Source organism: Enterobacter sp. BIGb0383 (genome assembly GCF_003751845.1).
In the GTDB taxonomy this organism is placed as follows: Bacteria; Pseudomonadota; Gammaproteobacteria; order Enterobacterales; family Enterobacteriaceae; genus BIGb0383.
The window spans coordinates 337,239-357,838 of record NZ_RJKQ01000002.1 but is presented as its reverse complement, the minus strand read 5'-3'; the positions used below and the strand labels follow the sequence as shown (position 1 = coordinate 357,838).

The following is a 20,600-nucleotide window of genomic DNA, read 5'->3' as shown; positions in this document are numbered from 1 at the left end:
CCCGCGCTTAACCAACAACCAGATTGAGCAGTTTGCCCGGTACGTAAATCACTTTACGCAGGGTAACGCCCTCAAGATACTTCGCCACCAGAGGTTCCTGGCCAGCACGCTCACGGACCTGCTCTTCAGTGGCATCAATCGCAACGGTAATTTTACCGCGGACTTTGCCGTTGACCTGAACCACCACCAGGGTAGTGTTTTCTACCATTGCGCTTTCATCCGCCACCGGCCACGGTGCGTTATCAACGTCGCCTTCACCGCCCAGGGTTGCCCACAGGGTAAAGCTCACGTGCGGCGTGAACGGGTTAAGCATACGTACAACGGCCAGCAGCGCTTCCTGCATCAGAGCGCGGTCCTGCTCGCTCTCCTGCGGTGCTTTTGCCAGTTTGTTCATCAGCTCCATCACGGCTGCAATCGCGGTGTTAAAGGTCTGACGACGGCCAACATCATCGGTCACTTTGGCGATAGTTTTATGAACGTCGCGACGCAGCGCCTGCTGATCTTCGCTCAGCGCGCTGACATTCAGCGGGCTGACCGGGCCCTGGGACGTGTGCTCGTAAACCAGCTTCCAGACGCGTTTCAGGAAGCGGTTTGCGCCTTCCACACCGGATTCCTGCCATTCGAGGGTCATATCCGCCGGAGAGGCGAACATCATAAACAGACGAACGGTATCCGCGCCGTAACGCTCGACCATTTCCTGCGGGTCGATGCCGTTGTTCTTCGATTTGGACATTTTGCTCATGCCGGTATACACCAGCTCATGGCCGTCAGCGTCTTTGGCCTTAATGATACGGCCTTTCTCGTCGCGCTCAACGAGGGCATCTTTCGGGGAAACCCAGTTACGCTCGCCGCTCTCGCCGAGGTAGTAGAAGGCATCGGCCAGCACCATACCCTGACACAGCAGCTGTTTTGCCGGTTCGTCAGAGTTCACCATCCCCGCATCGCGCATCAGCTTGTGGAAGAAGCGGAAGTAGAGCAGGTGCATGATGGCGTGTTCGATACCGCCAATGTAGATATCCACCGGCAGCCAGTAGTTGGCCGCTTTCGGGTCCAGCATGCCTTTGTCGTACTGCGGGCAGGTGTAACGTGCGTAGTACCAGGAAGACTCCATAAAGGTGTCGAAGGTATCGGTTTCACGCAGCGCCGGCTGACCGTTAACGGTGGTTTTCGCCCACTCCGGGTCGGCTTTAATCGGGCTGGTAATGCCGTCCATCACCACGTCTTCCGGCAGGATCACCGGCAGCTGGTCTTCCGGCGTCGGTACCACGGTACCGTCTTCCAGGGTCACCATCGGGATCGGTGCGCCCCAGTAACGCTGACGGGAAACGCCCCAGTCGCGCAGGCGATAATTAACCTTGCGCTCACCGGCACCCATTGCGGCCAGTTTGTCGGCGATGGCGTTAAAGCCTGCGCTGTGGTCCAGACCGTTGAACTCGCCTGAGTTAAACAGCGTGCCTTTCTCGGTGTGCGCCTGAGCGGAGAGATCCGGCTCGCTGCCGTCGACGGCCAGAATAACCGGCTTGATCGCCAGGCTGTATTTGCTGGCAAACTCGTAGTCGCGCTGATCGTGGCCCGGAACGGCCATTACTGCACCCGTGCCGTACTCCATCAGAACAAAGTTTGCTGCCCAGACCGGGACGGTTTCGCCGGTCAGCGGGTGAATCGCTTTGATGCCGGTATCGACGCCTTTTTTCTCCATGGTCGCCATATCGGCTTCTGCCACCTTGGTGTTGCGGCATTCGTCGATAAAGGCAGCCAGCTCCGGTTTCCCGGCGGCAGCCTGCTGCGCCAGCGGATGACCGGCGGCAACGGCCAGGTAGGTCGCGCCCATAAAGGTGTCAGGACGGGTGGTGTAGACGGTCAGCGTCTGGTCGCTGTTCTCAACCTTAAAGGTGATTTCCACCCCTTCAGAACGGCCGATCCAGTTGCGCTGCATGGTCTTGACGGTGTCCGGCCAGTGGTCGAGGTTGTCCAGATCGTTCAGCAGTTCGTCGGCGTAGGCGGTGATTTTGATAAACCACTGCGGGATCTCTTTACGCTCAACTTTGGTGTCGCAGCGCCAGCAGCAGCCGTCGATAACCTGTTCGTTAGCCAGTACGGTCTGGTCGTTCGGGCACCAGTTAACCGCAGAGGTCTTTTTGTAGACCAGGCCTTTTTTAAACAGCTCGGTAAAGAACTTCTGCTCCCAGCGGTAGTATTCCGGGGTGCAGGTTGCCAGCTCGCGGCTCCAGTCGTAGCCAAAACCCAGCATTTTGAGCTGGTTTTTCATGTACGCGATATTGTCGTAGGTCCAGGGAGCCGGTGCGGTGTTGTTTTTTACCGCCGCGCCTTCCGCCGGCAGACCGAATGCATCCCAGCCGATCGGCTGCAGGACGTTTTTGCCCAGCATACGCTGATAGCGAGAGATCACGTCGCCGATGGTGTAGTTACGCACGTGGCCCATGTGTAGTCGGCCAGAAGGATAGGGGAGCATCGACAGGCAATAGTATTTTTCTTTGCTGTCGTCTTCGGTGACTTCGAAGGTGCGCTTCTCTTCCCAGTGAAGCTGTACTTTGGATTCTATCTCTTCCGGGCGGTATTGCTCTTGCATGGCAGCCAGTGGTCCTGTTTTCAAATACGGCTACCAGCGGTAGCCAATGAGATGTGGTATTGCAGATCCGCATAGCATAGCCCAAACCACCGCGTCAAAACAGCCTTTCGCACCGGCTGAGATGAAATCTGACGAGAGCCGCGGATACAAAAATTTACCCGGTCTGTGGGCGGGCTGACAAAGCGGGGCAGAAATAACGTCTATCATTAGAGAGAGTTAACGACCCGGGAGACGAAATGATGAACAAGGTTGCTCAATTTTATCGTGAACTGGTGGCGACATTCACCGAACGTCTGCGTAATGGTGAACGGGATATTGATGCGCTGGTGGAGCAGGCGCGTCAGCGTGTCAGCCAGACCGGTGAGTTAACCCGCACCGAAATCGACGAGCTGACCCGGGCTATTCGCCGGGATCTGGAGGAGTTTGCCCGCAGCTACGGCGAAAGCCAGGACGAACTGACTGACAGCGTGTTTTTACGCGTCATTAAGGAGAGTATCTGGCAGGAGCTGGCGGATATTACCGATAAAACCCAGCTGGAGTGGCGCGAGGTGTTCCAGGATCTTAATCATCACGGGGTTTATCACAGCGGCGAGGTTGTCGGGCTGGGCAATCTGGTGTGCGAGAAGTGCCATTTTCACCTGGCGGTCTATACGCCGGATGTGCTGCCGCTCTGTCCGAAGTGCGGCCACGATCATTTTCACCGTCGGGCGTTTGAGCCCTGAGTCAGCAGATGGCGCGCATCACGCGCGCCATCTCTGTTTTAGTGCAGGATCTTGGCGAGGAAGTCTTTGGCGCGGTCGGATTTCGGGCTGTCGAAGAAGGCGTCTTTATCCGCATCCTCAACGATTTTCCCCTCATCCATAAAGATCACCCGGTTAGCCACTTTACGGGCAAAGCCCATTTCGTGGGTCACCACCATCATGGTCATCCCTTCGTTTGCCAGCTCGACCATCACGTCCAGAACCTCGTTGATCATTTCCGGATCGAGCGCCGAGGTGGGTTCGTCAAACAGCATCGCCACCGGATCCATACAGAGGGCGCGGGCAATTGCCACACGCTGCTGCTGGCCGCCGGAGAGCTGGGCCGGATATTTACTGGCATGAGCGGAAAGGCCGACGCGTTCAAGGAGCTTCTGCGCCTTTTCACGGGCGGCAGCTTTATCGCGCTTAAGCACTTTTACCTGCGCCAGCGTCAGGTTTTCAATGATCGACAGGTGCGGGAACAGCTCGAAATGCTGGAACACCATCCCGACATGGGAGCGCAGCTCCGCCAGGTTGGTCTTTTTGTTGTTCACCTCGGTACCGTTAACGATAATCTCGCCTTTCTGTACCGGTTCCAGACCATTGACCGTTTTAATCAGCGTCGACTTACCGGAGCCGGAAGGGCCGCAGACCACCACAACTTCACCTTTCTTCACTTCCGTTGAGCAGTCGGTCAGCACCTGAAAGTGACCATACCATTTAGAAACATTCTTCAGGGTTATCATTAAACTGTCCTTTTCTTCAACCAGCTGACCAACAGCGATGCACTTAAACTAATAGCGAAATAGATCGCACCCGCAAACAGGACCATCTCAACCTGGGTTCCGTCGCGCTCACCAATGGTGGAAGCGGTGCGGAAGAAGTCGGCCAGGCTAAGCACATACACCAGCGAAGTATCCTGGAACAGGACGATCCCCTGAGTGAGCAGCAGCGGCACCATGGCGCGAAACGCCTGAGGCAGAATGATCAGCTTCATCGACTGCCAGTGGGTCATTCCCAGCGCCAGCGCGGCGCTGGACTGCCCGCGAGAGATACTCTGGATCCCGGCGCGAATAATTTCAGAGTAGTAGGCGGCTTCAAACATCGAGAAGGCCACCATCGCTGAAATCAGGCGGATATCGTTTTTCGGCGACAGTCCCAGCACATCCTGCAGCAGGCCGGGGACGATCAGATAGAACCACAGCAGGACCATCACCAGCGGGATGGAACGGAAAACGTTAACGTAGGCAGTTGCGAACCAGGCGAGCGGTTTAAAGCTCGACATACGCATGACCGCCAGCAGGGTTCCCCAGACGATACCCACAATCACGGCAATGACCGTAATTTTCAGCGTCACCAGCAGTCCGGCGAACAGATAGGGCATCGAGGGAACGATGGAACTCCAGTCAAACTCGTACATTATTTGCCCCCCAGATTGCCAGGCAGGCGAACTTTGCGTTCCACCAGGGTCATTACCAGCATTATGAAAGCGTTAATCACCACATACGCCAGGGTGATGGCGGTAAAAGATTCCCAGGCGTGAGCGGAATAATCCAGCAGTTTTCCCGCCTGCGCCGCCATATCCACCAGACCAATGGTCGAGGCGATGGCGGAGTTTTTCACCAGGTTCATCATCTCCGAGGTCATCGGCGGCACAATCACCCGGTAGGCGTTCGGCAGCAGCACATAGCGATAGGCCTGCGGCAGCGTCAGCCCCATCGCCAGCGCGGCATTTTTTTGTCCACGCGGCAGAGACTCGATGGCGGCGCGTACCTGCTCGCAGACGCGGGCGGCGGTAAACAGCCCCAGGCAGATCATCGACGAGACGAAGAACTGAATATTGGGGTCAAGTTCTGCCTTAAACCACATGCCGATATCTTCCGGCAGCAGTTCAGGTACCACCAGATACCAGGTGAAGAACTGGACGATTAACGGAACGTTACGGAACAGCTCAACGTAGCAGGTGCCGATCCCGGACAGGAAACGGTTAGGTACGGTGCGCAGAATGCCGAACAGGGAACCGACAAGGAAAGCGATGATCCAGGCGGTTATCGAAAGGGCTACGGTGACCTGGAAACCGCTCCAAAGCCAGCCCAGGTAGGTGGTGTTACCGAACGGGGCCTGTTGCAGGAAGATCCCCCAGTTCCAGTCTATTGACATAAATCTACTCCGGAAAAAAAAGGGTAGCAGACGCTACCCTCGAAGATTGTCTGAAGAGCTCACTTCTTTCGCGCCGGGTGGGGAACGACCACCCGACGTATAGTCTGTCCGCGCTGCTTCTACAATCGAGAGGGCAGGAGAACCCGCCCCTAATGGTTTTAATTAGTTAAGAGCCTTGTCGTTTGGTGTTTTGAACAGTGCCTGCATCTCATCAGAGAGGGCAAAGTTCATGTTCAGGTTTTTCGGTGGGATCGGGTTTTTAAACCACTTATCGAACCATTTTGCCGCTTCGCCGGAGGTTTGCGCCTGAGCAATGGTTTCATCGACCAGCTGTTTAAAGGACTCATCGCCTTTACGCATCATGCAGCCATAGGCTTCCTGCGACTGCGGCTTGCCGACGATCTCCCAGTTGTCCGGTTTCTTGGCTTTCGCACGTTCACCGGCCAGCAGGGCATCATCCATCATAAAGGCCACGGCGCGACCGCTCTCCAGAGTACGGAAAGAGTCACCGTGATCTTTGGCGCTGATGATGCGCATATCCATTTTCTGCTCTTCATTCAGCTTGTGCAGCAGCACTTCGGAGGTGGTCCCGGAGGTCACGACAACCGCTTTGCCTTTCAGGTCCGCGAAGTCCTTAACGTCACCGCCTTTTTTCGCCAGCAGACGGGTACCCACCACGAAGATAGTATTCGAGAAGGCGGCCTGTTTCTGACGTTCCAGGTTGTTGGTGGTGGAGCCACACTCAAAATCGAAGGTGCCGTTCTGCAGCAGCGGAATACGGTTCTGAGAAGTGATTGGGATCAGTTTGACCTGCAGATCCGGTTTGTTGAGTTTCTTTTTGACGGCTTCAACGATAGCGTTGGAGTAATCCTGAGAGTAACCCACCACTTTCTGCTGGTTGTCGTAATAGGAGAACGGTACGGAGGATTCGCGGTGCCCAACGACAATCACGCCGTTTTTGGCGATTTTATCCAGGGTGCTGCCTGCTGCAGGTGCATCTTCTGCATGGACTACGCCGGCAGAGATCCCCATCACCAGCATTGCTGTGGCTAGTTTACGTAATTGCATAACTCCAGCTCCTTTATCGTCAGCGTCAGGAACGCGTTGATACCCATTGTGAGTGTTGTGTTGTTATGGTCTGCAACTTTAGCGTGCAGTGTTGTACCCGTTTGTTAACATCTAGTTTGGCTTAATGTAAAGATTTTGCTGCTATATTGTTTATTTTTGCGAAGTGCTCCGCACCATTCAGAGGCAAAAATCTGTCCATGCACCATATTGGTGCCGGGGATGCGCTCCGGTGGTGCGTGCGTGTGAGCATTCGCGCAATTTATTAATTCCAGTTTGAATTAAGCAATTGGCGTGCCAGAGTGAAATTTTTTTGAGAAGACCCGCGCCGGACGGCGCGGGTAAAGCGGGGACTTAACGGCGGCGCTGGCGCAGGCTCAGCAGCAGGGCAGCAAAGCCCATCAGCAGGGTCAGCGCCCAGACGGTCCAGTTTCCGGTCCGGGCATAGGGGCTAATGCCGGTGGTCGGGGTAACCGTAGTCGTCAGCACCTGACGCGTAAACTGCGGGATCATCGCCTGGACTTCGCCCTGCGGACCGATCACAGCGGTAATACCGTTGTTGGTGCTGCGCAGCAGCGGACGCGCCAGCTCCAGAGAGCGCATCCGCGCCATCTGGAAATGCTGCCACGGACCGATGGATTTGCCGAACCAGGCATCGTTGGAGATAGTCAGCAGGAAATCCGTGTCCGGGCGGAAGTTATCGCGTACCTGCTCGCCGAGAATAATCTCGTAGCAGATGGCGGCCGTTAGCTTAAAGCCGTGGACAGAAAGCGCAGGCTGCACGTAGCCGCCACGGCTAAAGGAGGACATCGGCAGGTCGAAGAACGGCGCCAGCGGGCGCAGCAGTGATTCCAGCGGCACAAACTCACCGAACGGCACCAGATGGTTCTTGTAATAGCGATTACGGGAGGCGTAGCTGTAAGGATTATCCTTGCCGAGCGTGATAATCGTATTGTACGTGTCGTAACGGTTTTGCTTATTCAGCCGCGCATCGACGATACCGGTAATCAGGGAGCTGTTGCTGGCAATCAGCTCATTGTTCAGCATGGCGAGGAACTGCTGCTGGTTCATCTCGAGGTCGGAAATGGCCGACTCGGGCCAGATAATCAGCTGGGATTTACCCATCTCCGGACGCGTGGCGTCGAGATAGGTCCGCAGCGTATTCATCAGCTGGTCTTCATCCCATTTCAGCGACTGGGCAATATTGCCCTGCACCAGCGACACCTGAGTGGTGCGTTCCGGTACCGGCGTAAACCACTGGATATAGCGCAGCGGCCAGGGCAGGGCGAACAGCACGACGGCAGCCGCCAGCGGACGCCAGCTGCGGGTTGCCATTGCCAGCACCAGCAGGCCGCTGACCATCATCAGCAGGAAGGTGATCGCCTCCACGCCCATGACCGGTGCCAGTCCCTTCAGCGGGCCGTCAATCTGGCTATAGCCAAACTGCAGCCACGGGAAGCCGGTCAGGATCCAGCCGCGCAGGAATTCGGTGAGCTGCCACACCACCGGCGCTGCCACGGCCAGACGCACCCAGTGAGTCTTCGGCCACAGTCTCGCCAGCACACCGGCAAACAGCCCGGTGTAGAGCGACAAATACGCGGCCAGCAGCACCACCAGGAAGATATTGACGGCTTCGGGCATACCGCCAAACTGGGCGATACTGACGTACACCCAGTTAATGCCGCTGCCAAACAGCCCCATACCCCAGGCGTAGCCAATCGCCGCGCTCTGCAGCGGCCGACGGTTCAGCGTCAGCGCCTGCAGCCCCATCAGGGAGATAAGGGCGGCGGGCCAGAAGTCATAAGGAGAAAAAGCCAGCGTTCCGCTGGCTCCAAGGATCAGCGCCAGCAGCAGTCGTACGCGCTGGCGTTCAAAGACGTGGGCAAATGCCATTTACACTACTCGTCCAGTTTAGGTTGCGGAGAATCGTCCGGAATTCTGACATGAACCTGAATAATACGGCGGCTGTCGGCCATCGCAACTTTGAACTGGTAACCATCAATGTCGATGGATTCGCCACGCGCCGGCAGATGGCCAAACGCCTGCATCACCAGACCGCCGATGGTATCGACTTCTTCGTCGCTAAAGCGGGTACCGAAGCTCTCGTTAAAGTCTTCAATCGGTGCCAGAGCGCGTACCGTCCAGGTGTGGCGGCTGAGCTGGCGGAAGTCGATATCTTCCTCGTCGTCGTACTCGTCTTCGATTTCGCCGACGATCAGCTCAAGGATATCTTCAATGGTCACCAGGCCGGAAACGCCGCCGAACTCGTCGATAACGATAGCCATATGGTAACGCTGGGAGCGAAACTCTTTCAGCATGCGGTCAACCCGCTTGCTTTCCGGCACGACAACCGCCGGGCGTAGCACTTTTTCCATGCTGAAGGCTTCGGCATCGCTGCGCATAAACGGCAGCAGATCCTTGGCCATCAGAATGCCTTCAATATGGTCTTTATCTTCGCTGATTACCGGGAATCGGGAGTGAGCAGACTCGATGATCACATCAAGACACTCGTCGAGGGTCTGGTTGCGTTTCAGGGTGATCATCTGGGAGCGGGGGATCATGATGTCACGAACGCGCTGGTCCGCAATATCCATTACCCCTTCAAGCATATCGCGGGTATCCTCGTCGATAAGCTCGTTTTGTCCGGAGTCGCGGATCAGTGCCAGCAGCTCTTCGCGGTTTTTAGGCTCGGCGTGAAAAAGCTGGCTCAGTAACAGGGAGAAAAAGCCCTTTTTAGTGGTCAGGTTGTCGCTACTGTGGGAATTGTCGTCGCTCATGGCGTCGTATGGGTTCTCATGTGGGTTAATTTGCGCACGTCGCGCGTAAACTCAGCGCCGGACGGCAATTTTTTGCTCTGTTTCGGACCGCGAACGGCCCGAATTCAGAGTCTGTCATAAGCCGGGGCTTATTCCTTCTCGGAAATGTACGGATCCTCATAGCCCAGAGCAAGCATTATCTCTGTCTCAAGGCCTTCCATCTCTTCCGCTTCTTCATCTTCAATATGATCGTAACCCAGCAGATGGAGGCTGCCGTGCACCGTCATATGCGCCCAGTGGGCCTCCAGCGGCTTACCCTGTTCCTGCGCTTCCTGCTCGACCACCTGACGGCAGATAATTAAATCGCCCAGCAGAGGCAGTTCAATACCCGGCGGCGCTTCGAACGGGAAGGAGAGCACGTTGGTCGGCTTATCCTTGCCACGGTAGGTCAGGTTCAGCTCATGGCTTTCTGCGTTATCCACCAGGCGAATCGTCACTTCTGACTCTTCCTGGAACTGGGGGATCACCGCATCCAGCCAGTGCTGGAACTGCGCTTCGGTCGGCAGACCGCTGTTATCTTCACAGGCCAGCTGTAGATCGAGGATCACCTGACTCATTTTTGCTCCTGCTCTTGCGCGTCGCGTTTGCGCTCGGCGGCCAGTTCGGCTTTACGTTTTTGATCGGCTTCTTCCCAGGCCTCATAGGCATTAACGATGCGAGCCACCACCGGATGGCGCACCACGTCTTCGCTGTGGAAGAAGTTAAAGCTAATTTCATCGACCTCGGCCAGCACTTCAATGGCGTGACGCAGGCCGGATTTGGTGCTGCGCGGCAGGTCAACCTGAGTGATATCGCCGGTGATCACCGCTTTCGAGTTAAAGCCGATACGGGTCAGGAACATCTTCATCTGTTCGATGGTGGTGTTCTGGCTCTCATCGAGAATGATAAAGGCGTCGTTCAGGGTACGACCGCGCATATAGGCCAGCGGAGCCACCTCAATCACGTTACGCTCCATCAGCTTTTCAACCTTCTCAAAGCCGAGCATCTCAAACAGGGCGTCGTACAGCGGGCGCAGATACGGGTCCACTTTCTGGCTCAGGTCGCCGGGCAGGAAGCCCAGTTTCTCACCGGCTTCAACCGCCGGACGGGTCAGCAGAATGCGGCGAACATCCTGGCGCTCCAGCGCATCGACGGCGGCCGCGACGGCCAGGTAGGTTTTACCGGTACCTGCAGGACCCACGCCAAACGTAATATCGTGATCGAGAATATTGGCGATGTACTGGGCCTGGTTCGGCGTGCGCGGCTTAATGACGCCGCGTTTGGTCTTAATATTGACCGCCTTGCCGTACTCCGGCACGCTGTCGGCGCTCTGCTCCAGAACACGGGCTTCTTTTATGGCCAGGTGGATCTGCTCCGGGGCGATATCCTGGGTCTGGCCGCGCATCGGGGCCGTATCAACATACAGGGTGCGCAGAATATCGGCGGCAGCGTTAACGCTAATTTCGCGTCCGGTCAGTTTGAAATAATTATCGCGGCGGTTGATGTCGATACCCAGTCGCCGCTCCAGCTGTTTGATATTGTCATCAAACGGGCCACACAGGCTCAGCAGGCGGGAATTGTCTGCCGGCTCAAGGGTTAATTCACGCGTCTCTATGTTCAAACTTATCCTCTTATACATGTCTCGCCGGGCGGCAGGTTTGCCGTCGGGCAATCTCTTCGGGCCTGTCGGGAAATTATTCACGCCACAGGGAAAAGTCGCAAGCATCAGGCGAAATATGTGGGTGGAAGAGAGGAAAAACAAGGCCTGCCCGGACGGACAGGCCGACGGACTATGGCTGATAAATGCCTACGCCCAGCTCGTTCTCTTTGCGGGTACGGGCAATCACCGATGCCGGTGACTCGACGATGCGCAGGCCCATCTCTTCCTCCGTGCGCACGATTTTACCGCGCAGAGAGTTGGTGTAGACATCGACGATCTCAACATCAACAAACTTGCCGATCATATCCGGCGAGCCTTCAAAGTTCACCACGCGGTTATTCTCGGTGCGGCCGGAGAGCTCCATAATGCTCTTACGCGAGGTGCCTTCGACCAGAATACGCTGAGTGGTGCCGAGCATACGGCGGCTCCAGGCCGTCGCCTGCTGGTTGATGCGCTCCTGCAGAATATACAGACGCTGCTTTTTGTCTTCTTCGGGGACATCGTCCACCATATCCGCCGCGGGCGTGCCGGGACGGGCGGAGAAGATAAAGCTAAAGCTGACATCGAAATTCACCTCGCCAATCAGCTTCATGGTCTGCTCGAAGTCCTGAGTACTTTCACCCGGGAAGCCGACGATAAAATCAGAGCTGATCTGGATATCCGGACGGGCGGCGTACAGCTTGCGGATCGTCGATTTGTATTCCAGCGTGGTATGGGTACGGCCCATCAGATTCAGGACGCGGTCAGAGCCGCTCTGCACCGGCAGATGCAGGAAACTCACCAGCTCCGGCGTATCGCGGTAAACCTCGATAATATCGTCGGTAAACTCGATAGGGTGGCTGGTGGTAAAGCGAATGCGGTCGATGCCGTCAATTGCCGCCACCAGGCGCAGCAGTTCGGCAAACGAACCGGTGCTGCCATCGTAGTTCTCTCCGCGCCAGGCGTTGACGTTCTGCCCGAGGAGATTCACCTCACGCACGCCCTGAGCCGCCAGCTGGGCGATCTCAAACAGGATATCGTCACTCGGACGGCTGACTTCCTCACCGCGCGTGTAGGGCACGACGCAGTAGGTACAGTACTTATTGCAGCCTTCCATAATGGAAACAAACGCGCTCGGACCGTCGGCGCGGGGTTCCGGCAGGCGGTCGAATTTTTCAATTTCCGGGAAGCTGATATCTACCACCGGACTGCGGTTGGTGCGCCCGCGGACGCTGTTGATCATCTCCGGCAGGCGGTGCAGGGTCTGCGGCCCAAAAATGATATCAACATAGTGGGCGCGGCTGCGAATATGGTCGCCTTCCTGTGAGGCGACACAGCCGCCAACGCCGATAATAATGTCCGGATTTTTTTCCTTCAGCAGCTTCCAGCGTCCAAGTTGATGGAACACTTTCTCCTGGGCTTTTTCACGGATTGAACAGGTATTCAGCAGCAGAACGTCTGCCTCTTCTGCTACTTCGGTCAGCTTGTAGCCGTGTGTGGCATCGAGAAGATCGGCCATCTTCGATGAATCATACTCATTCATCTGACAGCCCCATGTTTTTATGTGGAGTTTTTTAGTCATCGACATGCTCATGCTCAGTGTAATGGCAGGAATGCAGGGGTCGTATTGTAATGCTTTGATTCCCGGGTGACCATAACTCATCTCTCAACGAAAACAATCGAGAAATCCGGTAAACTGCAGGGAATTAACGATAAGGATAATTGACCATGGCAAATCAACCTACAGATGTCGCCATTGTTGGCGGCGGAATGGTCGGCGGCGCGCTGGCGCTCGGGCTGGCGCAGCATGGTTTTACGGTCACCGTCATTGAGCAGGTGCCGCTACCTGCGTTTGACCCGGCGTCTAATCCCGATGTGCGGGTTTCGGCACTCAGCGCGGCATCCGTATCGCTGCTGCGCGGGCTCGGCGTCTGGGAAGCGGTGCTCGATATGCGCGCGCATCCCTGGCGGCGGCTGGAAACCTGGGAGTGGGAAACGGCGCACGTGGCCTTTGACGCCGCGGAGCTGAAGCTGCCGTTGCTCGGCTATATGGTGGAAAACAATGTGCTGCAGCTGGCGCTGTGGCAGGCGCTGGAAGCGCATCCGCAGGTGACCCTTCACGTACCGGCCTCGTTGAAAACGCTGGAACGCCATCCGCAGCACAGCGTGCTGCATCTGGATAACGGGGAAACGCTGACGGCGAAGCTGGTGGTCGGAGCCGACGGGGGGAATTCCCGCGTCAGGCAGATGGCGGGTATCGGCATTCACGCCTGGCGCTATCAGCAGTCCTGCATGCTCATTAGCGTGCGCTGCGAAGAGGAGCCGGGTGACAGTACCTGGCAGCAGTTTACCCCTTCCGGGCCGCGCGCGTTTCTGCCGCTGTATGGCGAATGGGCCTCGCTGGTCTGGTACGACACGCCCGCCCGCATTCGTCAGCTGCAGAGCATGAGTATGCCGCAGCTGCAGCAGGAGATTGAACGCCATTTCCCGGCCCGCGTCGGGCGCGTTACGCCGGTGGCTGCCGGCGCCTTTCCGCTGACGCGCCGTCACGCGCTGCAGTATATGCAGCCGGGGCTGGCTCTGGTTGGCGATGCGGCCCATACCATTCATCCCCTGGCGGGGCAGGGCGTAAACCTCGGCTATCGCGACGTGGATGCGCTACTGGATGTGCTGGCCAGCGCCCGCAGCCACGGCGAAGCCTGGGCCGACAAACCGGTGCTCAAACGCTACCAGATGCGGCGGATGGCGGATAACCTCATTATGCAAAGCGGAATGGACCTGTTTTACGCCGGGTTCAGCAACGAGCTCGGTCCGTTCAGGGTCCTGCGGAATCTGGGGCTAATGGCGGCACAGCGTTCCGGGGTGCTGAAACGTCAGGCGCTGAAGTACGCGCTGGGGTTGTAACAAAACGGCGGGATGACCGCCGTTTTTTTTCACCGTATTGAGAGCAGTTCTTCCAGTCCCGCATGGCGTGCGTTTCCGTGCGCAAAATAGCCCTGATACCAGACGCTTCCCGTCGGGGTGGTCATCTCCTCGGCGGTGAACTGGCCGCTCAGAAGCTGTTTTAGCGCGATAAGGCTACGGCCAAAGACGTACAGCAGCGCAAGCAAACTGATACCGGCAAGAAGGGCATTAAACGGCGTGACAGGCTGCGCCTGAAACTGCTGGTACAGCATCACAAGACAGAGCGCCTGAATCGCCAGCCTGACAAAAAAACCGCGTAGGAAAAATTGCCGGGTGCGCTGTGGGCTAAGGAAACAGGGGTTCTTGAGAATCGAGCGCTGCTCCCTGACGGGGATGCCCTGCACATAGACCAGCCATTCGCTGTTTTCTTTGATTGTCAGCGCGGTGCCTGCTTCATTGAGCCGATGAATACGCATCGACACCACCACGGGAAAAACGAGTCCGGCCAGCAGCAGATAGCCCACTACGGCAGAAAAACCGAAGACAGCACTGACGAAGGCGAGACTGCCCACGACAAGATACAGAGGCTTATAGAACCATAATGCGGATGTCTGGTAGTTCATGATCAATCCCTTTGGCGACAATTCCTGAGGAAGGAGAATAGCACCGGCAGGGAGTGGAGGCGACAGAAAACAAAAAAGCCCGCCGAAGCGAGCTTTTTTGCTATTAAGTGGCTGGGGTACGAGGATTCGAACCTCGGAATGCTGGTATCAGAAACCAGAGCCTTACCACTTGGCGATACCCCAATTGTAACTCTTACTTTCTTTTCTACTGATATTCTCAGCAGATTGCGTTGAAAAAACAACGTCTTTTTTGAAAATTGGCTGGGGTACGAGGATTCGAACCTCGGAATGCTGGTATCAGAAACCAGAGCCTTACCACTTGGCGATACCCCAATTTTTCATTTTCAGAAAGCAGCAATCGCAACTCTCTAAATTTGGTGGCTACGACGGGACTCGAACCTGTGACCCCATCATTATGAGTGATGTGCTCTAACCAGCTGAGCTACGTAGCCATAATGTACTGCTTTTACTTCCAGCTATTTCTTAAGACATAAAAGCCTCAGAAATATGGCTGGGGTACCTGGATTCGAACCAGGGAATGCCGGTATCAAAAACCGGTGCCTTACCGCTTGGCGATACCCCATCCGTGCAACGCTTGTCGGGAATGGTGCGGGAGGCGAGACTTGAACTCGCACACCTTGCGGCGCCAGAACCTAAATCTGGTGCGTCTACCAATTTCGCCACTCCCGCAAAAAAAGATGGTGGCTACGACGGGATTTGAACCTGTGACCCCATCATTATGAGTGATGTGCTCTAACCAGCTGAGCTACGTAGCCATCTTTTTTCTGCGTTACCTTATCGGCGTTGCGGGGCGCATTATGCGTATTGAGCCTTGTAGCGTCAATACCTTTTTCAACGAAAATTGCCGGAATGTGACTGTTTGGTTGGCTTGTGAACAGGCTGATGGATTATTCGGCAAAGATCCGCGTCTTAACGTCTATATTTCGCTATTTAATGCAAAAGAAACAGGCCCCGCAGGGCCTGTAGCAATAACAGAAACTTATTTATAGGCGGACTGGTGAACGCCGACCGCGCGGCCTGACGGATCGTTCATGGTTTTGAACGCTTCGTCCCATTCGATGGCTTTTGCCGACGAACAGGCCACGGATGGGCCACCAGGAACACACTCTGCCGCACTCGGTAACGGGAACAGCTCTTCGAAGATCTCACGGTACAGATAGGCTTCTTTAGAAGACGGCGTGTTGTGCTGGAAGCGGAAGCGTGCGGTTTCCAGCTGCTGGTCGCTGACCTGCTGTGCCGCCACCTCTTTCAGGGTGTCGATCCAGCTGTAGCCGACGCCGTCGGAGAACTGCTCTTTCTGACGCCACGCCACGCTTGCAGGAAGCATGGACTCGAAACATTCACGCAGGATGTGTTTTTCCATTTTGCCGTTGCCGCACATCTTATCCTGCGGGTTGATACGCATCGCCACATCGAGGAAGTTTTTATCCAGGAATGGCACGCGGGCTTCCACGCCCCAGGCGGACATCGCTTTGTTGGCGCGGGCGCAGTCAAACATATGCAGCGCCTGCAGCTTGCGCACGGTCTCTTCATGCAGCTCTTTGGCATCCGGCGCTTTATGGAAGTAGAGATAGCCGCCGAACACTTCATCTGACCCTTCGCCCGACAGCACCATTTTGATGCCCATCGCTTTGATTTTACGCGACATCAGGTACATCGGCGTGGACGCACGAATGGTGGTCACATCGTAGGTTTCAATGTGATAAATCACGTCGCGAATGGCGTCGAGGCCTTCCTGCACGGTGAAGTGAATTTCATGGTGCACGGTGCCCAGATGGTTAGCCACTTCCTGGGCAGCTTTCAGGTCCGGTGCGCCTTCCAGGCCTACGGCGAAGGAGTGCAGCTGCGGCCACCAGGCCTCTGATTTTTCCTGATCTTCCACACGACGTGCGGCAAATTTCTTGGTAATGGCGGAAATTACCGAAGAGTCCAGACCGCCGGAGAGCAGTACACCGTAAGGCACGTCGGACATCAGGTGGCTCTTGACTGCGTCTTCCAGCGCCTGTTTCAGTTCGGCTTTATCGGTGACGTTATCTTTCACCGCGTCATAGTCGAACCAGTCGCGCTGATAGTACTGGCGAATCACGCCGTCTTTGCTCCACAGGTAGCTACCCGCCGGGAACTCTTCGATGGTGCGGCACACCGGCACCAGCGCTTTCATTTCGGAGGCAACATAGAAGTTGCCGTGCTCATCGTGACCCATATAGAGCGGGATAATCCCGATATGGTCGCGGCCAATCAGGTACGCGTCTTTTTCACTGTCGTAGAGGGCAAAGGCGAACATACCCTGCAGGTCGTCGAGAAACTCCGGTCCTTTCTCCTGATACAGGGCCAGGATCACTTCACAGTCGGAGCCGGTCTGGAACTGATAGCGGTCGCCATATTCGGCGCGCAGGGCCTGATGGTTGTAGATTTCACCGTTGACGGCCAGAGCGTGGGTTTTCTTTTCGTTGTACAGCGGCTGTGCGCCGGCGTTGACGTCGACAATCGACAGACGCTCATGGGCGAGAATCGCTTTATCGCTGGCGTAAACCCCTGACCAGTCCGGACCGCGGTGGCGCATCAGGCGGGAGAGTTCCAGCGCTTTCTTACGCAGCTCTGTCGCGTCGGTTTTAATATCCAGTACACCAAAAATAGAACACATATCCGTCTCCGTTAACCCTGTCTGTCATTGTATTGTTGTAGTGCGTTCTCAAGAAAATGCCGGAAAGGAGAGAAGGGCGCAAGCGGTTTGGCGGTCGAAAAACAAAAAGTGCAATGAGGATTGTTGAAAGCTGAAAAACGATTACGATTCACGCTGCTTTATTGATGAATTATCAATTTTTGGTGCTTTTTATTGATGGTCTCTTTTTAGAGGGCTGCCAGAAATGAAAAACCACGCCCGGGGACGTGGTTGCGCTTCACAGAACGTCGATTTCCGCCACCGACGGATAAATCCATGAGGGCCGGAACGGCATGCTGTCGATATCATCCAGCTGTGAGACGCCGGAGAGGACCAGGATGGTTTCCAGTCCGGCCTGAAAACCGGCCAGAATATCGGTCCGCAGGTTGTCACCGACAATCACCGTCTGCTCAGAGTGGGCCTGCATCTTATTGAGCGCCGCACGGATGATCCACGGGCTGGGCTTGCCGACGTAGAACGGCTTGCGCCCGGAGATTTTCTCGATCCCGGCGCAGAGCGCGCCGCAGGCCGGATAAAAACCGCGGCCGTGGGTATCCGGGTTGGTGGCGATAAAACGTGCGCCGTTAGCCACGAAGAAGGCTGCGCGGTGCATCATTTCCCAGTTATAGGAGCGGGTTTCGCCGACGATAACAAAGTCAGGGTTGATATCGGTAATGGTAAACCCGGCTTTATACAGCTCGTGGATCAGCGCACCTTCGCCGACCACATAGGCTTTCTTCCCTTCCTGACGCTTGAGGAAATCCGCGGTGGCCATCGCCGAGGTATAGAATACGCTGTCCGGCACGTCGATTCCGGCGGAGGCGAAGCGGTTCGCCAGATCCTGCCCGGTCTGTGAAGGGTAGTTGGTTAACAGTACCAGCGGCATCCCTTTCTCCAGAATGCCCGTCAGAAACTCTGCGGCACCCGGTACGGCGACGTTATCGTGCATCAGCACGCCGTCGATATCACAAATCACATTCTTAATGGTCATGGACTACCCAATTTAAAGAGTGAATCGAAAACTAACTTTCAAGCAAATGCTGCAGCAGCACGCCGTTCAGCATGGCGCGTTTCACCAGCGCAAAGGCGCCGATAGCCGAGCGGTGATCGAGGGTTGAACGTACCACCGGCAGATTATGGCGAAACGCCTTCAGCACCTGGGTGTTAATACAGCCTTCAATGGCGGGCAGCAGCACTTTCTCCGCTTCCACAATTTCACCGGCGATCACCACTTTTTGCGGATTAAACAGGTTGATGGCGATGGCAATGGTTTTACCCAACTGACGGCCAACCTGTTCAATCACTTCGCAGGCCAGCGCATCGCCCTTATTGGCAGCTTTACAGATGTTTTTGATGGAGCAGTCGTCCAGGGTGACGCGGCTCTGGTAGCCCTGGCCCAGCAGATGGCGGACGCGCTGCTCGATGGCGGCATTGGCGGCAATGGTTTCCAGGCAGCCGAAGTTACCGCAGTGGCAGCGTTCACCGAGCGGGTCGACCTGAATATGACCGATTTCCCCGACGTTACCGTTGCGGCCGATAAAAATACGGCCATTGGAGATAATCCCCGCGCCGGTACCGCGATGCACGCGCACCAGAATCGAGTCGTCACAGTCCTGGCTTGCACCGAAATAGTGCTCCGCCAGCGCCAGGCTGCGGATATCGTGACCGACAAAGCAGGTCACCTTAAAGCGTTTTTCCAGCGCCTCAACCAGTCCCCAGTTTTCAACCTGGATATGGGGCATATAGCGAATCACGCCGCTTTCAGGATCCACCAGACCCGGCAGAATTACCGAAATGGCAATCAGCTCGCGAATTTTACGCTGGCAGGACTCAAGAAAGGTGGCGATGGTATTGAGCAGCGCGTGCTCCAGGGTTTCCTGGGTCCGCTCCGGCAGAGGGTAGTGCTCTTCGGCCAGTACTTTGCTGCTCAGATCGTAGAGCGTCAGGGTCGTGTCGTAACGTCCCAGACGCACGCCGATAGCATGAAAATTGCGGGTTTCGGTAATAATAGAAATCGCGCGGCGGCCCCCGGTGGAGGCCTGCTGATCCACTTCTTTGATCAGTCCCCGTTCAATCAGCTGGCGGGTAATTTTGGTGACGCTGGCAGGGGCAAGCTGGCTCTGCTCGGCGATCTGAATGCGCGAAATGGGGCCGTGCTGGTCAATCAGGCGGTAAACAGCCGCACCGTTAAGCTGTTTTACGAGGTCAACATTACCGATTTGCGCGTGTCCGCCTGATGTCATAATTACCTACTCAGTGACGACCTCGTTACCATTAACGATGGTCTTGATTACCTTATAATCCGGGGTGAACGCCGTCAGGTTAGCCACGTGGCCCGGCGCGATAACACCAAGCTGTGAGGCAACGCCAATGGCGCGAGCCGGATAGAGCGTGGCCATGCGCAGGGCTTCATCCAGAGCAATGCCGCAATGTTCGACCAGGTTACGTACCCCTTCGATCATCGTCAGCGACGAACCGCTCAGGGTGCCGTTCTCGTCCACGCAGAGTCCATTCCGGTAGTATATTGTTTTACCGGCAAAAATGAACTGCTCAATATTAGCACCCGCCGGTGCGGTGGCGTCGGTGACCAGGCACAGCTTATCGCCTTTGAGCCGTTTAGCATTGCGCACGTTGGCGTAATCGACGTGCAGGCCATCGACGATAATCCCGCAGTAAAGGTCCGGCTCATCAAAGATCGCACCGATCAGGCCCGGTTCGCGCCCGCTGATATAGGGCATCGCGTTATAGAGATGCGTCGCAAAGCCGATCCCGGCCCGGAAGCCTTTCTTCGCTTCCGCCAGGGTGGCGTTGGAGTGGCCAGCGGAGACCAGAATCCCGGCGTCGGTCAGTTGGCGAATGACGGCGGTATCAACCATCTCCGGTGCCAGGGTGATTTTGGTAATCACGTCGGCGTTGTCGCACAGGAAATTGACCAGTTCAGCGTCAGGCTGGCGCACGTAGTCCGGGTTATGCGTGCCTTTTTTGACAATATTCAGCCACGGACCTTCCAGATGCAGACCCAGCGCCTGATGCGGATGCTTCGCCAGGTACTCGCGCATCACGCGCACGCCCTGTTTCATTAACGCATCGCTGGTGGTGATCAGGGTTGGCAGATAGCTGGTACAGCCGGATTTCTCGTTCGCACGCTGCATAATTTCCAGCGTCTCAATCGTCACCGCGTCGGCGCTGTCGTTAAACTGCACGCCGCCGCAGCCGTTGAGCTGCACATCGATAAAACCGGGGGAGATAATGGCGCCCTTGAGTGAACGCTGTTCAATACCCGACGGCAGCTCGGCCAGCGGACAAAGACGTTCGATCCGATCCCCGGAAATGACCAGCGCGTGACCGTCCAGGATTTCGTGACCGGTGTAAATCCGGCCATGGATTAATGCATACATTAC

18 protein-coding genes and 6 tRNA genes are annotated in these 20,600 nt (G+C 56.1%); 3 read left to right on the top strand and 21 right to left on the bottom strand.

Annotated features, from left to right (window positions below; genetic code table 11):
* Positions 1–7: 7 nt before the first annotated feature.
* Positions 8–2,590: a leucine--tRNA ligase gene (gene leuS, locus EDF81_RS10085; protein WP_123348009.1), complete on the bottom strand. Its 2,583-nt coding sequence runs from the start codon at positions 2,588–2,590 to the stop codon at positions 8–10.
* A gap of 239 nt (positions 2,591–2,829) precedes the next feature.
* On the opposite strand from leuS, the gene EDF81_RS10080 reads away from it, so the two are divergent.
* A complete protein-coding gene (locus tag EDF81_RS10080) occupies positions 2,830–3,312 on the top strand; it encodes a zinc ribbon-containing protein (RefSeq protein WP_123349024.1) in 483 nt (160 codons plus the stop codon).
* Between the two features lie 38 nt (positions 3,313–3,350).
* Here the strand turns inward: EDF81_RS10080 and EDF81_RS10075 are convergent, their stop codons facing one another.
* The 9 genes from EDF81_RS10075 to miaB form a co-directional block, all read right to left on the bottom strand.
* Positions 3,351–4,076, bottom strand: coding sequence for an amino acid ABC transporter ATP-binding protein (locus tag EDF81_RS10075; RefSeq protein WP_123348008.1), 726 nt, complete (start codon positions 4,074–4,076; stop codon positions 3,351–3,353).
* The gene (gene gltK, locus EDF81_RS10070) at positions 4,076–4,750 is read right to left on the bottom strand and encodes a glutamate/aspartate ABC transporter permease GltK (RefSeq protein WP_123348007.1); all 675 of its coding nucleotides are present in this window, start codon (positions 4,748–4,750) and stop codon (positions 4,076–4,078) included. The genes EDF81_RS10075 and gltK overlap by 1 nt, the downstream gene beginning before the upstream one ends.
* The gene (gltJ, locus tag EDF81_RS10065; protein WP_123348006.1) at positions 4,750–5,490 is read right to left on the bottom strand and encodes a glutamate/aspartate ABC transporter permease GltJ; all 741 of its coding nucleotides are present in this window, start codon (positions 5,488–5,490) and stop codon (positions 4,750–4,752) included. Before gltJ ends, gltK begins: the two co-directional genes overlap by 1 nt.
* Positions 5,491–5,652: 162 nt before the next feature.
* Positions 5,653–6,558 carry an amino acid ABC transporter substrate-binding protein gene (locus EDF81_RS10060; RefSeq protein ID WP_123348005.1) on the bottom strand — a complete coding sequence of 302 codons (906 nt, stop codon included), beginning with the start codon at positions 6,556–6,558 and terminating at the stop codon, positions 5,653–5,655.
* Between the two features lie 351 nt (positions 6,559–6,909).
* Positions 6,910–8,448: an apolipoprotein N-acyltransferase gene (gene lnt / locus EDF81_RS10055; protein ID WP_123348004.1), complete on the bottom strand. Its 1,539-nt coding sequence runs from the start codon at positions 8,446–8,448 to the stop codon at positions 6,910–6,912.
* A 5-nt stretch (positions 8,449–8,453) separates the two neighbouring features.
* The gene (gene corC, locus EDF81_RS10050) at positions 8,454–9,332 is read right to left on the bottom strand and encodes a CNNM family magnesium/cobalt transport protein CorC (RefSeq protein ID WP_123348003.1); all 879 of its coding nucleotides are present in this window, start codon (positions 9,330–9,332) and stop codon (positions 8,454–8,456) included.
* Between the two features lie 128 nt (positions 9,333–9,460).
* Positions 9,461–9,928, bottom strand: coding sequence for an rRNA maturation RNase YbeY (ybeY, locus tag EDF81_RS10045; protein WP_123348002.1), 468 nt, complete (start codon positions 9,926–9,928; stop codon positions 9,461–9,463).
* Positions 9,925–10,971 (bottom strand): PhoH family protein, encoded by a 1,047-nt coding sequence (locus EDF81_RS10040; protein ID WP_184999523.1) that lies wholly within the window; start codon positions 10,969–10,971, stop codon positions 9,925–9,927. Before EDF81_RS10040 ends, ybeY begins: the two co-directional genes overlap by 4 nt.
* A gap of 169 nt (positions 10,972–11,140) precedes the next feature.
* Complete coding sequence (gene miaB, locus EDF81_RS10035) at positions 11,141–12,571, bottom strand: tRNA (N6-isopentenyl adenosine(37)-C2)-methylthiotransferase MiaB (RefSeq protein ID WP_123348000.1); 1,431 nt, start codon at positions 12,569–12,571, stop codon at positions 11,141–11,143.
* Between the two features lie 146 nt (positions 12,572–12,717).
* Between miaB and ubiF the strand changes: the two genes are divergently transcribed.
* Positions 12,718–13,893 carry a 3-demethoxyubiquinol 3-hydroxylase gene (gene ubiF, locus EDF81_RS10030; RefSeq protein ID WP_123347999.1) on the top strand — a complete coding sequence of 392 codons (1,176 nt, stop codon included), beginning with the start codon at positions 12,718–12,720 and terminating at the stop codon, positions 13,891–13,893.
* Positions 13,894–13,922: 29 nt separating this feature from the next.
* Here ubiF and EDF81_RS10025 read toward each other — a convergent pair whose 3' ends face one another.
* The 7 genes from EDF81_RS10025 to EDF81_RS09995 form a co-directional block, all read right to left on the bottom strand.
* Positions 13,923–14,516, bottom strand: a complete 594-nt coding sequence (locus EDF81_RS10025; protein WP_123347998.1) for a hypothetical protein — start codon at positions 14,514–14,516, stop codon at positions 13,923–13,925.
* Positions 14,517–14,624: 108 nt separating this feature from the next.
* A tRNA-Gln gene (locus EDF81_RS10020) sits at positions 14,625–14,699 on the bottom strand.
* A gap of 75 nt (positions 14,700–14,774) precedes the next feature.
* Positions 14,775–14,849, bottom strand: a tRNA-Gln gene (locus EDF81_RS10015).
* Positions 14,850–14,891: 42 nt separating this feature from the next.
* Positions 14,892–14,968, bottom strand: a tRNA-Met gene (locus EDF81_RS10010).
* 56 nt (positions 14,969–15,024) lie between these two features.
* Positions 15,025–15,099, bottom strand: a tRNA-Gln gene (locus EDF81_RS10005).
* 22 nt (positions 15,100–15,121) lie between these two features.
* Positions 15,122–15,206, bottom strand: a tRNA-Leu gene (locus EDF81_RS10000).
* A 9-nt stretch (positions 15,207–15,215) separates the two neighbouring features.
* A tRNA-Met gene (locus EDF81_RS09995) sits at positions 15,216–15,292 on the bottom strand.
* A 42-nt stretch (positions 15,293–15,334) separates the two neighbouring features.
* Between EDF81_RS09995 and EDF81_RS23925 the strand changes: the two genes are divergently transcribed.
* On the top strand, positions 15,335–15,526 hold the full coding sequence (locus tag EDF81_RS23925; RefSeq protein ID WP_148049921.1) for a hypothetical protein: 192 nt from the start codon (positions 15,335–15,337) through the stop codon (positions 15,524–15,526).
* Here EDF81_RS23925 and asnB read toward each other — a convergent pair.
* From asnB to nagA, 4 genes are all read right to left on the bottom strand, one after another.
* Positions 15,517–17,181, bottom strand: coding sequence for an asparagine synthase B (gene asnB, locus EDF81_RS09990; protein ID WP_123347997.1), 1,665 nt, complete (start codon positions 17,179–17,181; stop codon positions 15,517–15,519). The two genes, EDF81_RS23925 and asnB, sit on opposite strands and share 10 nt — an antisense overlap.
* 256 nt (positions 17,182–17,437) lie before the next feature.
* The gene (gene nagD, locus EDF81_RS09985; RefSeq protein WP_123347996.1) at positions 17,438–18,190 is read right to left on the bottom strand and encodes a ribonucleotide monophosphatase NagD; all 753 of its coding nucleotides are present in this window, start codon (positions 18,188–18,190) and stop codon (positions 17,438–17,440) included.
* A 31-nt stretch (positions 18,191–18,221) separates the two neighbouring features.
* A complete protein-coding gene (locus EDF81_RS09980; RefSeq protein ID WP_123347995.1) occupies positions 18,222–19,442 on the bottom strand; it encodes an N-acetylglucosamine repressor in 1,221 nt (406 codons plus the stop codon).
* 6 nt (positions 19,443–19,448) lie between these two features.
* Positions 19,449–20,597 (bottom strand): N-acetylglucosamine-6-phosphate deacetylase, encoded by a 1,149-nt coding sequence (nagA, locus tag EDF81_RS09975; RefSeq protein ID WP_123347994.1) that lies wholly within the window; start codon positions 20,595–20,597, stop codon positions 19,449–19,451.
* Positions 20,598–20,600: the final 3 nt, after the last annotated feature.

Excerpts from the sequence above, each read along its gene's own strand:
- EDF81_RS10075 (WP_123348008.1), bottom strand. The coding sequence starts at position 4,076 with ATGATAACCCTGAAGAATGTTTCTAAATGGTATGGTCACTTTCAGGTG.
- EDF81_RS09980 (WP_123347995.1), bottom strand. The coding sequence starts at position 19,442 with ATGACATCAGGCGGACACGCGCAAATCGGTAATGTTGACCTCGTAAAA.
- EDF81_RS10080 (WP_123349024.1), top strand. The coding sequence starts at position 2,830 with ATGAACAAGGTTGCTCAATTTTATCGTGAACTGGTGGCGACATTCACC.
- lnt (WP_123348004.1), bottom strand. The coding sequence starts at position 8,448 with ATGGCATTTGCCCACGTCTTTGAACGCCAGCGCGTACGACTGCTGCTG.
- asnB (WP_123347997.1), bottom strand. The coding sequence starts at position 17,181 with ATGTGTTCTATTTTTGGTGTACTGGATATTAAAACCGACGCGACAGAG.
- EDF81_RS10025 (WP_123347998.1), bottom strand. The coding sequence starts at position 14,516 with ATGAACTACCAGACATCCGCATTATGGTTCTATAAGCCTCTGTATCTT.
- ubiF (WP_123347999.1), top strand. The coding sequence starts at position 12,718 with ATGGCAAATCAACCTACAGATGTCGCCATTGTTGGCGGCGGAATGGTC.
- nagA (WP_123347994.1), bottom strand. The coding sequence starts at position 20,597 with ATGTATGCATTAATCCATGGCCGGATTTACACCGGTCACGAAATCCTG.
- EDF81_RS10060 (WP_123348005.1), bottom strand. The coding sequence starts at position 6,558 with ATGCAATTACGTAAACTAGCCACAGCAATGCTGGTGATGGGGATCTCT.
- corC (WP_123348003.1), bottom strand. The coding sequence starts at position 9,332 with ATGAGCGACGACAATTCCCACAGTAGCGACAACCTGACCACTAAAAAG.
- EDF81_RS23925 (WP_148049921.1), top strand. The coding sequence starts at position 15,335 with ATGCGTATTGAGCCTTGTAGCGTCAATACCTTTTTCAACGAAAATTGC.
- miaB (WP_123348000.1), bottom strand. The coding sequence starts at position 12,571 with ATGACTAAAAAACTCCACATAAAAACATGGGGCTGTCAGATGAATGAG.
- gltK (WP_123348007.1), bottom strand. The coding sequence starts at position 4,750 with ATGTACGAGTTTGACTGGAGTTCCATCGTTCCCTCGATGCCCTATCTG.
- gltJ (WP_123348006.1), bottom strand. The coding sequence starts at position 5,490 with ATGTCAATAGACTGGAACTGGGGGATCTTCCTGCAACAGGCCCCGTTC.
- nagD (WP_123347996.1), bottom strand. The coding sequence starts at position 18,190 with ATGACCATTAAGAATGTGATTTGTGATATCGACGGCGTGCTGATGCAC.
- ybeY (WP_123348002.1), bottom strand. The coding sequence starts at position 9,928 with ATGAGTCAGGTGATCCTCGATCTACAGCTGGCCTGTGAAGATAACAGC.
- leuS (WP_123348009.1), bottom strand. The coding sequence starts at position 2,590 with ATGCAAGAGCAATACCGCCCGGAAGAGATAGAATCCAAAGTACAGCTT.